This window comes from Caballeronia sp. S22 (genome assembly GCF_964261745.1).
Classification (GTDB): domain Bacteria; phylum Pseudomonadota; class Gammaproteobacteria; order Burkholderiales; family Burkholderiaceae; genus Caballeronia; species Caballeronia jiangsuensis.
Window position 1 is genome coordinate 1,067,571 of record NZ_OZ180036.1, and the last position, 13,776, is coordinate 1,081,346.

Sequence of the window (13,776 nt, forward strand, 5' to 3'; positions counted from 1 at the left end):
CGCTCCTCAGCCGTTCGACTGCTTGGCGAGATGAACCTTCACGGTCGCCGAAAGACCCGGACGCAGCACCGATTCCATGCCCTTCGGCACATCGAGACGGATGCGCACCGGCACGCGCTGCACGATCTTCGTGAAGTTGCCGGTTGCATTCTCCGCCGGCAGCACGCTGAAAGTTGCGCCGGTCGCAGGCGCGAGACTTTCGACGTGGCCGGTCAGCGGCACGCTGGATGCGTCGAGCTCGACATCCGCTTCATCGCCCGCGCGCATCTTCTTCAACTGGTCTTCCTTGAAGTTCGCATCGACCCAAAGGCCCGTCGACGGCACGATCGTCAGCAGCGACGTGCCGACGTTCGCGAGCACACCCACGCGCGCCGTGCGATTGCCGACATAGCCATCGACGGGCGAGCGGATCGTCGTGTACTCGACATTCAGCTCCGCGACGCGGCGCGCCGCTTCAGCCGTGGCGACGCGCGCCTGCGCATCCGCGATCTGCGCTTCGATCACGCTCAACTGGCGCTTCGCCGCCACCAGCGACGCGCCGCTTCGATCCACCGATGCCTGTGCCTTCGTATAGTCCGCATCCGCGCGTTCGACGATCTGGTTCGACACGGCGTCGTCCTTCACCAGCTCGCGATAGCGCACCCGATCCTGCCCGCTGCGCGTGAGCTCAGCCGACGAAGCGCGCACTTCCGCCTGCTGCTGATTGATGACGGCGGCCTGCAACGCGTCCTTCGCCTGTAGTTCGACCACCGCCGCGCGCGCGCCCGACAATTCGGCGTCGGCTTGCGCGAGGCGTGCGTCGTAGTCGCGCGCATCGAGGCGGATCAGCACCTGGCCCGCCTTCACGCGCTGGTTGTCCTGCACGAGCACATCGGTGACGAAGCCGTTGACCTTCGGCGCGAGCACCGTCACATCGCCGCCGACGTAGGCATCGTCGGTCGTTTGCACGAAGCGCAGCACGAGCGCCCACCAGGCCACCGCGGCGATCAGCGCGAGCCCGACCAGTCCGAGCGCGAGCAGCATCCAGGGAATCTTGCGCGCCGGCCGCGCGAGAGCCGGCGCCGCGACCGATGGAATATTTGTCGTAGGTGTCGTCATTTGTCGTTATAGTGCATATGCACAATCTGAAGTAAGGAAAGGGCGAATCCGCTGCCCGTCATAGCCCGAAAGACTAGATGTGCATATGCACCAAGTCAACCGTCACGGCGCGCACGAGTGAATAACGCTGACGGAAAGAATCGCGGAAAGCCTTGCGTCACAAGGCCTGAAGGCTGATTTTCGAGTGCCGGGACAGCATGCTTTCGTCGGCGCAAAAGCGCACCGCATGCTCGACGAAGGTGCGCACCTTGGCCGGCAGGAGCGCGCGCGTGCTGTAGGCGATCCGGATTTCGATGTGGGCATCGACGCGCTCGTACGCGTCGAGCAGCGTGACGAGCCGCCCCGCCGCCACTTCCTGCGCGACGAGCGCCGTCGGCAATACGCCGATGCCGAAGCCCTGCAACACCATCTCGCGATTGAACACCGCGCTGTTCGATGAAATGTCGTGATCGAGCGGCACGCGCAATTCCTCGCCGCCGATGCGAAACGTGAGCGCGGGCTTGCGGATCGATGGCGACATTGGCACGAACACGTGATCGACGAGTTCGGACGGATGGCGCGGCGCGGGACGCTGCGCAAGATACGCGGGACTCGCGACGAGCACGAGCGGAATGGTTTCGAGCAGGCGCGTGACGGCGGTATCGGTGGAGAGCATGAAGGGCAGCACGATCGCGAGATCGTAACCTTCGCCGACGAGATCGATGGGCCGCTCAGTCAGCGTCACGTCGAGGCGCACATGCGGATGCGCGCGCCGGAAACTCGCGACGACGGGCGCATACCGGCTCATCATCACCGTCGTGTGCGCGACGAGCCGCAACAGGCCCGTCGCTTCGCTCGCGCGGTTGGAGGCGCGCTCTTCCATCGCCTGAAGTTCGTCGAGCAGGCGCGAGCAGTCGGAGAAGAAGCGTTCGGCGGTCTCGGTCAGCGAAATCTGCCGCGTCGTGCGATTGAAAAGCCGGCTGCCGAGCCGTTCTTCGAGCCCCGCGATCGCACGCGACACGACGGGTGGCGACAGGCCGAGTATGTCGGCCGCACGCGCGAAGCTCTTCGCTTCGACCACCGTGCAAAACACCTTCAGGCTCGTCAGATAGTCCATGTGCGTGATCGTGACGCGTACAGAGAGCCTCGATCATGGCATGAAGCCGCCGCACTCGCACGATGAGACGATCGCGCGGTTTAACGAGCCGGACGAGCATTCACGCGAAAGACGCATGCGCCTAAAGTTCTACCCATGCCATCGCGATGGCCAACCACTGAACGAAGGAGCACACCATGTCACGTCTTTCCCAAGTCAACGTCAATGAAGCCACCGGCGCCGCCGCCGATCTGTTCGCCGCCATCAAGAAGGCCGTCGGCCGCGTGCCGAACGCCTACGCGACCATCGGCACGCACAGCCCCGCCGCGCTACGCGCCACGCTCGACGGCGATGCGATTCTCGCGAAGAGCAGCCTCGACAAGGCCGACGTCGAAGCGATCAAGCTCGCCGTCAGCGAACTCGTGGGTTGTGACTACTGTGCCGCCGCGCATACCGTCGTCGGCAAGATGGTCGGGCTCTCGCAGAAGGAAACGCAGCAGATTCGCGCCGGTGAAGCGACCGGCAATGTGAAGCGCGACGCGCTCGTGAGGTTCGTGCGGCATGTCGCGGGGTCCAGCGGGACCGTCGATGCGGCGCGTCTGAGCGAAGTGCGCGAAGCGGGTTACTCGGAAGCGCAGGTCATCGATACGCTGTTCGCGATGAGTGTCATCAACTTCACGAATCTCGTGAATCGCGTGAACGACACTACGATTGATTTTCCGGCGCTCGTCTAAGGGTCGCCTGGTTTGGCGGTCGGGACTCTTGTTTTCGCTGGGTCCCGTTTTCGTGTCGGTCTATTAGCACTGCCCCTCCCCGGGGCGGGGGTCACTTTCTTTGCTGCTGCAAAGAAAGTAACCAAAGAAAGCAGCTCGTTTAAGGCCCGCAGTCACACGCACGTTGGCCATGCTTGCCAGCCGACGGTGGCCCTCGCCTAAGTGTCGCCCTCACAGGCCCAATCGGGCTTGGCTCGCGCACGGTCTGCCGCACCAAATGTTTTGGCATGCTGGTTCAGCACCAAATAGCTTCGGCACAGCGCTACGCGCTGCCGCTGGGTCTGCAAGGGAAACCATCGGTGTACGCAGTGCATTGAGATGGTGGCGTTAGCAACGAAGCGCACGCACCCCCGATTGACCGATCGGCCGCGAAGCGGGCCGGAGCTATTTCGTGCTGAACCAGTTTGTTCTGTGGTGCGATGTGTCAGACCGTGCGCGATCCAAGCCCGACTGGGCCTTCGAGGGCGACACTTAGGCGAGTGCCACCGGCGGCTGGCAAGCATGGCCAAACTGCGTGTGACCGCGGGCTTAAGCGAGCTGCTTTCTTTGGTTACTTTCTTTGCAGCAGCAAAGAAAGTGACTGCCGCCCCGCACAGGGGCAGTGCTAATAGACCACCGCGAATACGGGATCCAAAGTCAAAGGCCGCCCCTAACTCCCCCTGCCAAGCCGCTCCATGATCGAACTAACAAGATCGACCGGCACCGGAAAAACGATCGTCGAATTCTTGTCGCCGGCGATCGACGTCAGGGTCTGCAGATAACGCAATTGCATCGCCTGCGGCGCCTGCGCGAGCATCTGCGCCGCCTGCAAAAGCTTCTCAGAGGCCTGCAACTCCCCTTCCGCATGAATGATCTTCGCGCGCCGCTCGCGCTCCGCCTCCGCCTGACGGGCGATCGCGCGGATCATCGTCTCGTTGATATCGACGTCCTTGATCTCGACGTTCGATACCTTGATGCCCCACGCGTCGGTCTGCGAATCGAGCACGCGCTGAATGTCCGCGTTGAGGCGTTCGCGCTCGGACAGCAATTCATCGAGCTCGTGCTTGCCAAGGATCGCGCGCAGCGTGGTCTGGGCGAGCTGGCTCGTCGCATCGAGAAAGCGCGCGACCTGGATCACCGCCTTCTCCGGATCGACGACACGAAAGTACACGACCGCATTCACCTTCACCGACACGTTGTCGCGCGTAATGACATCCTGCGGCGGCACGTCGAACACGACAGTGCGCAAGTCCATGCGCACGACCTGCTGCACCACCGGAATGATCAGCACGAGCCCCGGTCCCTTCACTTTCCAAAAACGCCCGAGCATGAACACGACGCCGCGCTCGTACTCGCGGAAGATGCGCACCGCCGATGCCACGATGAAAATGACGAACGCAATCAGGATGCCGCTGAAACCGAAAGTAAGCCCCATTTTTCAAGCCTCGTTGTCGATGTGTTCAGGAATGACCAGCCTCGCGTTCGCCGTCGATCGGCTCGACGGTCAACGTCAGGCCGTGACGCGAGATCACGCGCACGCGCGCGCCTTCGTGCGGCAACGCTCGCGACGCGGCCGGCTGCACGCGCCATCGTTCGCCCTGCACGCGCGCCCAGCCGCTTTCGGACTCGTGCGCCAGCATCACGCCGATGGTGCCGAGCATCGCTTCGGCGCCGCTCACCACGGGCCGCTTGCGCGCTTTCAACGCGACGCCCGACACCGTGAAAACGAATAGCGCCGTGAAGAGCGCGAGCCCGACGACGACGCCGATCGGAATGCCGAAGCCCGGCACGTCGGTGTCGATCAACATAAGCGCGCCGATCGCGAACGCGATGATCCCGCCGATGCCGAGCGAACCGAACGTCGGCAGAAACATTTCCGCGACCAGAAAGCCCATACCGAGCACGATCAATCCCAGTCCGACGAAACTGATCGGCAATAGTTGCAAAGCAAACAATCCGACGAGCAGGCAGATCGCGCCCGCGACGCCCGGCAGCACCATGCCCGGATTCGCGAATTCGAAGAAGAGCCCGTACATGCCGATCATCATCAGGATCAGCGCGACGCTCGGGTCCGTGATCGTCGCGAGAAAACGGCTGCGCCAGTCGGGCTGGAGCACGACAAGCGGCGCGTGCTTCGTCGTGAGAACGCGATCGCCGCTCGCGGTTTTGACATGGCGGCCGTCGAGTTTCGCGAGCAGGTCAGGAACATCGCTGGCAGTGAGGTCGATCACGTTCTGCTCCAGCGCTTCCGTCGCCGATAGCGCCACCGCCTCGCGCACCGCGCGTTCCGCCCACTGCACGTTGCGTCCGCGCAGTTGCGCGAGGCCGCGTATGTAGGCGGCGGCGTCCTGCATCTGCTTACGGGTTTCGGTCGATTGCTCCGAGGCTTCGGTGCGCGCGCCCGATGCGGCCTTGCCCGTGCCCGCCGGCTCGCGCTCAGCTCCGCCCATGCCGAGCTGCACCGGCGATGCCGCGCCGAGGTTCGTGCCCGGCGCCATCGCCGCGATGTGGCTCGCGTAGGTGATATACGTGCCCGCGCTCGCCGCACGCGCACCGCTCGGCGCGATGAACGCGGCCACCGGCACCGGCGATGCGAGTATCGCCTGGATGATCGAGCGCATCGAGAGATCGAGTCCGCCGGGCGTATCGAGTTCCAGCACGGCGAGTTGCGCGTGCTCGTCCGCTGCCCGGGCAAGCGAGCGCACGACGAAATCCGCGCTCGCCGGACCGATCGCGCCCTTCAGCGGGATCACGACGACGGGCGCGGTCGCGGCGGCGGCCGCGCTCATCGGCGTGAGTGCAAACCCCATCAGCAATAGCGCGCAGCGTGCGCAAATCCACAGCCAGTCGGCGAGGGTCGTTCTCATCGGCGAAAACCTGACGCGCGCGTGCGCGACGGTTCCTCGTGTTTGGTCTCTCTTTTAGCTTAGGTCAATTGCGAAATCACGGCCGCCGCGTCGTGCGGTCGATGACTTTTTCGACATCGGCGGTCTCGCCGAGTGCCGACACGAAGCGCGCCTTGTCGAAATCGCGCGACACGCAGCCGTCGAGATAGATGAAGCGGCGTTGCAGCGTGAGCCACAGGCTCGTCTTCTCGCGCCATTGCAGCGACGCGTTCAGCGAATTCAGGCGGCGCGTCACGCTTTCGGCAATCTCCTTGTCGTAGAGATAGCTGTTCGACAGACGGCAGCGGCCCGCAATCCAGCAGCTATTGCCGCGTTCGATGCGGTAATGCGCTTCGTCGAGCCATTCCTGCGCGGTTTCGGACGGGCCGCGCGGCGCGGCGCAATCGGCGATGGCGCTCGATACGTGAAGGAAAGGATCGTTGCCGCGATTCTCGCGTTCGTCGTCGGCGCCGAGCGTAAGCGATGACACCGCCAGCACGGCGATGAACGCGAGCAACTTGCCTTTTGAAAGCCTTCTGACCATCGTGCGCGCCTGCATCGAAGCATCGTCCAGACAGCATAGTTCATCGCATCGGAACGAACCGGCGCGCGGGAAGCCGGTAAACTCCAGATGTGGCGCACCGCCCATTCCTCGCATCGAGGCCGACATGAAACAGGCACTCCATCATCTGACGGTCGCGACAGGCTCGCGCGGCCTGCACGAAGTCACCCGCGAAATCGATCGCTGGATCGATCTTCAGGACATTCGCACCGGTTTGTTGACGCTGTTTTGCCGGCATACGTCGGCATCGCTGCTGATTCAGGAGAACGCCGATCCCGACGTGCGCGCGGACCTCGAACGATATTTCGAGGCGGTCGCGCCGGAAGCGCCCGGCCGCTACGTCCACGACACCGAAGGCCCCGACGACATGCCCGCGCACCTGCGCACCGCGCTCACCACCGTGCAGCTTTCGATTCCCGTCGAAGCGGGCCGCATGGTGCTCGGCACGTGGCAGGGAATATACGTTTTCGAGCATCGAACTGCCCAGCATCAGCGCGAACTCGTCTTGCATCTGATCGGCGAGTGACCTAGTATACGCACCGCGTATATTTCAGGAGCGGTGACGATGACTCAGGAACTTCAGCAGCAGACGATTCTTCGCGACGCCATGCGGCGCCTGAACATGACCCGCGACGCCTTCGCTGCGCGCATCGGCGTGACCCGGCGCGCACTCGACACCTGGCTGCTGCCGGACGAATCGCCGGAATCGCGCGCGATGCCGGAAATCGCCGCACGCTATGTCGGCGAGATTCTGGGCGGTATGCCGGAAGCGGGTGCATATACGCAAAGCGCATATCAGGCAATCGAATTCGAAGGCCGTCCGCAACTGCTGTCGATCGACCAGTTCTCGCGCGAATCCGCCGAAGCGCTGTTTCGCACGGCCGACATGATGCAGCCCATCGCGCGCCGCAAGAAAATCACCCGGGTGCTCGAAGGCGCGGTGCTCGCCAATCTGTTCTTCGAGGCCAGCACGCGCACCCGCGTGAGTTTCGGCGCGGCGTTCGCGCGCCTCGGCGGCTCGGTGTGCGACACGACCGGCTTCACGTTCTCGTCGATGGCGAAGGGCGAGTCGATCTACGACACGAGCCGTGTCATCAGCGGCTACGCGGATGCGATCGTCGTGCGGCATCCCGAGCAAGGCTCGGTCGCGGAATTCGCACGCGCGACGAACATCCCCGTCATCAATGCCGGCGACGGTCCGGGCGAACATCCGAGCCAGGCGCTGCTCGATCTCTATACGATCCAGCGCGAGTTTTCGCGACTCGGGAAGATAGTCGATGGCGCGCATATCGCGATGGTCGGCGACCTCAAGTACGGGCGCACCGTGCATTCGCTCGCCAAGCTGCTCTCGCTTTACAAAGGGCTGAAGTTCACGCTCGTGTCGCCGCGTTCGCTGGAGATGCCGGCGCATATCGTCGAGCGGCTCGCGCGTGGCGAACATGTGATCGAACAAACGAGCGACCTGCGCGCGGGACTCGCGGGCGCGGACGTCGTGTATGCGACGCGCATTCAGAAAGAGCGTTTCGCCGACGAGTCCATCGAAGGCTATACGCCGGATTTCCAGATCAATCAGGCGCTCGTCGACGATGTGTGCGGACGCGATACGCTCATCATGCATCCGCTGCCGCGCGACAGTCGCCCCGGCGCGAACGATCTCGCCACCGATCTGAATCACGATTCGCGCCTCGCGATTTTCCGCCAGACCGACAACGGCATTGCGGTGCGCATGGCGATCTTCGCGGTGCTGCTGGGCGTCGAGCATCAGGTGCGCCATTCGATGCGCGATGCGGCGTGGAAATCGCCTGCTTCCATCGGCCCGGACGATGCCGTGTTCCAGGGCTTCGATTGACACGTTTTTTATACGCTGCCGCTATCTCTTAGCGCGACGTTGACGAAAGCCGGCCTATGCTTCTACACAAGGAAAACGTGATGGAGCAACGGTCATGGATATGTCGCTTGCGTGGGTTGCCAGCCGCAAAACATTACACGATGAAGGGTTCGGCGCATGTCAGCGTGTGCGCATTCTGGCGCTGGCGCATTTCCCGGATAGCGAGGCGTCGCGGGAACGGATACGCGCGCTGTTTCATTCGCCGCTTGGCATCTATGTGAGTCAGGCGCAACGCGAAGGCTGCGAGTTGCGGCTCGAATTCGATACGGCTAGCGAAGATCTCGCCTTTACGTTGCGCACGCTGAAACGCGTGCTGCCGGAAGCGCGTGTCGAGGGAATCGCGCCGCGCGTGTTTGCGCATCGGGTGAATACGCGCGGCGCGAATTGACAACTCATGCTTTCGATCGCTCGACCAGATCCGGATGATGCTCACGCATAAATTCGGCGTAGGGTTTCAACCGCTTGAATTCTTCGTCGGAAAGCTCCCATGTGTCGGGGTCCAAAGCTATACCTCGGTTGATCTCCTCTTCTTCCTCGGGCGTGGGAAGAATGAATCCTTTATACGTCTTTTGCATATCGCTTAATCTCTCTATAGTTTGCGCGGCGCAGGCTGATAATGCGCCGCGTCTCGTTTCTCCGCGTGAGTACCACGCAGAACGTACGTCCGCGAATAGGCGCATAGCCCACCTCACGAACCTCTCCATAATCGCGACGATCGTCCACTTCCAGCACGACATCCTCCCAGGCGATCTCTCTCGCAAGACCGAGCGACACCCCGTGCTGAATTCGATTGATCGCGTCCTTCAACGGGTCAAAAGTAATGTCGTCGAAGAGCATTCATTGTGGTTCCCAAAAGTAGAAGTGACAAGGCACGAAAGTTCTGATTTGCGGACCGTCATTTAATCCGAACTCCGAAGCATTCGCGTCACTTCATTCTTTCGCAAAACCTCAAGGCTTTTCTATAGACCGATTGGCCAGCGCGCACGAGTGATCCTGCAGCTCTTCCGACGATGCCCAGTCGCCCGGCTGAACGTGATCGTTGAGCAAAAAGAACACCGGTGCGCCATCGCTGCGCACGGCGCCCGCGAGCAGCAGTGTCTGTTCGCCCATCGTCTGGCCGCGGCTGGCGGCATAGGGCGCGAGCAGCTTGAAGGGATCGATGTGGGTCAAATCGGCATCGTCGATGCGTATCGCGCTGTAGACATGACCGCGCAGTCTCACCGGCCGCGGTTTCCACTCCGTGCCGATGCCCGGCCCCACTTCTCGCAGCGTCTGCGCGACATCGGATGCTAGGCAATCGATATGAATGTGCAACTGATTCTGCGTGCGCCCGCTCGCGGAATTGATCGCAAGCGAAACTTCATCGCGTGGCAAGGTTCTGCGCAACGCGCGATCCACATAAACGCGCGCATTCCACGCGTCGCGAAAATAATTCGGCGCATCGGGTTCGAGCAGTTCGGGACTTTCGATGCCGCTCACGCGTGCAGTCGGAATCAGCAGATACTGCGCGATGCCGACGAGATCCTTCAGCACCGCATAACCGCCCGTGAGATTCACATCCGCGCATTTCTGCTGCACGTGCGCGCCCTCGGCCGCCGGCTCGCAATAGTCGTGGACGATCTCCCACAGCGCATTCGGATTTGCCGCGCACGCGAGCGGCAGACAGAGTGCGCACAGCGCGGCGAGACGACGAAGTTTGAATGTGGTTTTCATCGGCATGATTCGGCGGCGCAAAAAATAGACAGGCTGCCGGATTATGCTTGCAAGCGCGTGAAAGCGTCTGCGAATGCGACAAAGCCCCGCGTCGCGAGGGCGCGGGGCTTTGTCGTCGGGCGCGCGTCAGGCGGTTTCTGCGCGATTCACCGGATGCGGTTCCTTCAGCTTGTTCGCGACGCGCGCCGCCTCGAAGTACGAAGCGTTCGGCGGACGCTTCAGATATTGCCCCGCGCCGCGCTCGGCACGCAGATCGCCGTTCGCCCATGCGAGCGCACCGCGCGTGAGCGTGTGCGTCGCGACGCCTTGCACCGTCATGCCTTCGAAGACATTGAAGTCGACCTTCTGATGATGCGTCTTCACCGAGATCGTGCGTGTCGCCTGCGGATCCCAGACGACCAGATCCGCGTCCGCGCCCACCTGCACCGCGCCTTTTCGCGGATAGAGATTGAAGATTTGCGCGGCATTGGTGGACGTCACGCGCACGAACTCGTTCGGCGTCAGACGCCCCATGTTCACACCGTGATGCCACAGCACCGACATGCGATCCTCCACGCCGCCGCAGCCGTTAGGGATGCGCGTGAAGTCTTCGCGGCCCATCGCCTTCTGTGATGCGCAGAACACGCAATGGTCGGTTGCCGTCGTGTGCAGTTGCCCGGACTGTAGGCCGCGCCACAATGCCTCGCGATGCTCGCTCGTGCGAAACGGCGGGCTCATCACGTGCGCGGCGGCGCGCGTCCAGTCGGGATCGCGATACACCGATTCGTCGATCACAAGATGGCCCGGCAGCACTTCGCCGAACACACGCAGCCCGTCGTTGCGCGCCTTGGCGATCACATCGACTGCATCCTTCGCCGAAACGTGGACGATATAGAGCGGCACGCCGAGCACCTGCGCGATGCGGATCGCGCGATTCGCGGCCTCGCCCTCCACTTCGGGCGGACGCGACAACGGGTGCGCCTCCGGTCCCCTGAAACCCTTGGCCAGCAGTTGCTTCTGCAACTGGAACACGAGTTCGCCGTTTTCCGCGTGCACGGTAGGCAGGGCGCCAAGTTCGAGCGAGCGTGTGAAGCTGTTCACGAGCACTTCATCGTCGGCCATGATCGCGTTCTTGTACGCCATGAAGTGCTTGAAGCTCGACACGCCGTGTTCGTGCACGAGGAGCCCCATGTCGCGGTGCACGGACTCGTCCCACCATGTCACCGCAACGTGAAAGCCGTAATCCGCCGACGCCTTCTCGGCCCAGCCGCGCCATTCCTTGAATGCGTCCATGAGGGGTTGCTTCGGGCTCGGAATCACGAAGTCGATGATGCTCGTTGTGCCGCCTGAGAGTCCCGCGGCGGTTCCTGTGTAGAAGTCGTCGCTTGCGGTCGTGCCCATGAAGGGCAGTTCCATATGCGTATGCGGATCGATGCCTCCGGGCATGACGTATTGGCCGCCGGCGTCGACGGTTTGTGCGTCGGCGGGGACGTCGAGATCGGTGCCGATGGCGAGGATCGTTCCGCCAGACTGGGGGTCTGCGCAGAGCACGTCGGCGCGGTAGGTGCGGTCTGCATCGATGATCGTGCCGCCGCGAATTAATGTTGGCATTGTCGTGTCCTCCTTGGCTTTGTTTCGTTCGCTTCGCTTTGCATTGCTTTGCTTGCTTCGCTTTCGTGGAATCCTGAGTTCGTGTCGGTCTATTGGCTCTGCCCCTCCCCGGGGCGGGGGTCACTTTCTTTGCTGCTGCAAAGAAAGTAACCAAAGAAACAGCTATCCCCAGCCTAAGCACTTCACACCGGCCGCGGCACAGGCGATTGGCCTAATGGCCCGGCTTTAGCGAGTGCCCTCGTAGGTCTCGCGCGGCTTGGACCGCGCACGGTCTGACTCATCGCACCGCACAACAAACTGGTTCAGCACCATATAGCTCCAGCCCGCTTCGCGGCCGACGGGTCAATCGGGTGTGCGCGCGCTTCTTCTTCGACGGTTTCCCTCGCATACCCAACGGCAGCGCGCAGCGCTGTGCCGAAGCTCTTTCGTGCTGAACCAGCGCGCTGAATCGTCTCGGGCGGCAGACCGTGCGCGAGCCAAGCCCGAATGGGCCTTTGGGGGCGACACTTAGGCGAGTGCCGCCGGCGGCTGGCAAGCATGGCCAACGTGCGTGTGACCGCGGGCGATGAGAAGCTGCTTTCTTTGGTTACTTTCTTTGCAGCAGCAAAGAAAGTGACTGCCGCCCCGCATAGGGGCAGTGCTAATAGACCACCGCGAAAACGGGATCCGGCGAAATAAAAAAAGACATCAAGCACTCAAAACCCCCGCCCGAGGGCTCCCTCGCAACTTCATCCAAGATCCATAGACGACAGCCGCAAGCACGAGCCCCACGAACCACGCATAGGTATAGAGCGTATTAAAGAACGCTGGCACTCCCGGAAAGGAAGCCGGGAACGCCGTATGCAAAAACCCCGGCAGATTCGGCAACACGCCGACAAGCAACGCCACCACCGCCGCCAGGTTCCACCCGTTGCTATACGAATACTCACCGTCCTCGTCGAAGAGCTCGCGCTGATCGAGCCGCGTGCCGCGTATGAAGAAGTAATCCACCATCAGAATCCCCGCAACCGGCCCGAGCAGCGCCGAATACCCGACGAGCCACGTGAAGATATACCCCTGCGTGGTAGCGAGAATCTTCCACGGCATCATGACGATGGCGATCGTCGCCGTAATCATGCCGCCCGCGCGATACGAAATGCCCTTCGGCCACAGGCTCGAAAAGTCGTACGCCGGTCCGACGAGATTGGCCGCAAGATTGCAGCACATCGTATCGAGCGTGAGGATGATGAGCGCAATGCCCACGCCGATGCCCGTCATGCGGCTCGTGAGATCGATCGGGTCCCAGATCGCCTTGCCGTAAATCACGACCGTCGCTGACGTGACGACCACCGAGATCACCGAGAGCAGCGCCATCGGTACTGGCAGGCCGATCGTCTGCCCGATCATCTGATCGCGCTGCGTGCGCGCGAAGCGCGTGAAGTCGGGGATATTCAGCGCGAGCGTCGCCCAGAAGCCGACCATCGCGGTGAGGCCCGGCCAGAACGTCGCCCAGAAAAGCCCTTCCTTCTTGCCGCCCGCGACGAACTGCGACGGCGCCGAGAGCATCGAACCGAGTCCGCCCGCCTTGCTCGTCGCCCACCAGACGAGCGCAATGCACATCACGACCTTGATCGGCGCGGACCAGCTTTCGAGCCAGCGGATCGAATCCGTGCCATGCCAGATGAAGTAGAGCTGCAACGCCCAGAACACGAGAAAACACGCGAGCTGCCCCACCGAGATGTCGATGAGCGGAAGCGCCGCGCCATGCAAGGCATTGCCCGTGAGAATGTTCACGAGCGTATAGATCGCGCTGCCGCCCAGCCACGTCTGAATGCCGTACCATCCACATGCGACGATCGCGCGCAGCAACGCAGGCAGCTTCGCACCCTGCGTGCCGAACGACGAACGCACGAGCACCGCATACGGAATGCCGTGCTTCGCGCCCGCATGTCCGATCAGCAACATCGGCACGAGCACGATCAGGTTGCCGAGCAGTACCGTCAACACGGCCTGCCACGGCGACATGCCCTGATCGGTGAGGCCCGCGGCCAGCATGTATGAAGCGATATTCATCACCATGCCGACCCACAGCGCCGCGAAGTGATACCACTTCCAGGTACGTTGCGCGGGGCCGGTCGGCGCGAGATCCTCGTTATACAGGCTGCTCGTCTCGACGTTATGCGCTGTCTGATTCATCGGATGCACTCCGTTTGAGTGTGCGGTTGATCATGGGG

General features: G+C 62.5%; 14 protein-coding genes. 4 read left to right on the plus strand and 10 right to left on the minus strand.

Annotated features, from left to right (window positions below):
• Window positions 1-6: 6 nt before the first annotated feature.
• Window positions 7-1,098, minus strand: coding sequence for an HlyD family secretion protein (locus ACEN42_RS20235; RefSeq protein ID WP_187606527.1), 1,092 nt, complete (start codon window positions 1,096-1,098; stop codon window positions 7-9).
• A gap of 157 nt (window positions 1,099-1,255) precedes the next feature.
• Entirely contained in the window at window positions 1,256-2,194 is a 939-nt protein-coding gene (locus ACEN42_RS20240; RefSeq protein WP_371881218.1) for a LysR substrate-binding domain-containing protein, read from the minus strand.
• Window positions 2,195-2,370: 176 nt separating this feature from the next.
• On the opposite strand from ACEN42_RS20240, the gene ACEN42_RS20245 reads away from it, so the two are divergent.
• The gene (locus ACEN42_RS20245; protein WP_238217165.1) at window positions 2,371-2,907 is read left to right on the plus strand and encodes a carboxymuconolactone decarboxylase family protein; all 537 of its coding nucleotides are present in this window, start codon (window positions 2,371-2,373) and stop codon (window positions 2,905-2,907) included.
• Between the two features lie 688 nt (window positions 2,908-3,595).
• Here ACEN42_RS20245 and ACEN42_RS20250 read toward each other — a convergent pair.
• The 3 genes from ACEN42_RS20250 to ACEN42_RS20260 form a co-directional block, all read right to left on the minus strand.
• A complete protein-coding gene (locus tag ACEN42_RS20250; RefSeq protein WP_371881219.1) occupies window positions 3,596-4,360 on the minus strand; it encodes a slipin family protein in 765 nt (254 codons plus the stop codon).
• Window positions 4,361-4,385: 25 nt separating this feature from the next.
• Entirely contained in the window at window positions 4,386-5,792 is a 1,407-nt protein-coding gene (locus tag ACEN42_RS20255; protein WP_371881220.1) for a nodulation protein NfeD, read from the minus strand.
• A 76-nt stretch (window positions 5,793-5,868) separates the two neighbouring features.
• Window positions 5,869-6,480, minus strand: a complete 612-nt coding sequence (locus ACEN42_RS20260) for a BON domain-containing protein (protein WP_371881221.1) — start codon at window positions 6,478-6,480, stop codon at window positions 5,869-5,871.
• On the opposite strand from ACEN42_RS20260, the gene ACEN42_RS20265 reads away from it, so the two are divergent.
• The 3 genes from ACEN42_RS20265 (at window position 6,479) to ACEN42_RS20275 (ending at window position 8,648) form a co-directional block, all read left to right on the plus strand.
• Window positions 6,479-6,898: a secondary thiamine-phosphate synthase enzyme YjbQ gene (locus ACEN42_RS20265; RefSeq protein WP_187605087.1), complete on the plus strand. Its 420-nt coding sequence runs from the start codon at window positions 6,479-6,481 to the stop codon at window positions 6,896-6,898. The two genes, ACEN42_RS20260 and ACEN42_RS20265, sit on opposite strands and share 2 nt — an antisense overlap.
• A 39-nt stretch (window positions 6,899-6,937) precedes the next feature.
• A complete protein-coding gene (locus ACEN42_RS20270; RefSeq protein WP_187605088.1) occupies window positions 6,938-8,221 on the plus strand; it encodes an aspartate carbamoyltransferase in 1,284 nt (427 codons plus the stop codon).
• A gap of 94 nt (window positions 8,222-8,315) precedes the next feature.
• Entirely contained in the window at window positions 8,316-8,648 is a 333-nt protein-coding gene (locus ACEN42_RS20275; protein WP_371881222.1) for a hypothetical protein, read from the plus strand.
• A 4-nt stretch (window positions 8,649-8,652) separates the two neighbouring features.
• Here ACEN42_RS20275 and ACEN42_RS20280 read toward each other — a convergent pair whose 3' ends face one another.
• The 5 genes from ACEN42_RS20280 to ACEN42_RS20300 form a co-directional block, all read right to left on the minus strand.
• Window positions 8,653-8,835 (minus strand): hypothetical protein, encoded by a 183-nt coding sequence (locus ACEN42_RS20280; RefSeq protein ID WP_371881223.1) that lies wholly within the window; start codon window positions 8,833-8,835, stop codon window positions 8,653-8,655.
• Window positions 8,819-9,097: a BrnT family toxin gene (locus tag ACEN42_RS20285; RefSeq protein WP_371881224.1), complete on the minus strand. Its 279-nt coding sequence runs from the start codon at window positions 9,095-9,097 to the stop codon at window positions 8,819-8,821. The genes ACEN42_RS20280 and ACEN42_RS20285 overlap by 17 nt, the downstream gene beginning before the upstream one ends.
• Window positions 9,098-9,208: 111 nt before the next feature.
• Window positions 9,209-9,973: a CDP-diacylglycerol diphosphatase gene (locus ACEN42_RS20290; protein ID WP_371881225.1), complete on the minus strand. Its 765-nt coding sequence runs from the start codon at window positions 9,971-9,973 to the stop codon at window positions 9,209-9,211.
• A 126-nt stretch (window positions 9,974-10,099) separates the two neighbouring features.
• Entirely contained in the window at window positions 10,100-11,563 is a 1,464-nt protein-coding gene (gene hydA, locus ACEN42_RS20295; RefSeq protein WP_371881226.1) for a dihydropyrimidinase, read from the minus strand.
• A 687-nt stretch (window positions 11,564-12,250) separates the two neighbouring features.
• Window positions 12,251-13,738 (minus strand): NCS1 family nucleobase:cation symporter-1, encoded by a 1,488-nt coding sequence (locus tag ACEN42_RS20300; RefSeq protein ID WP_371881227.1) that lies wholly within the window; start codon window positions 13,736-13,738, stop codon window positions 12,251-12,253.
• Window positions 13,739-13,776: the final 38 nt, after the last annotated feature.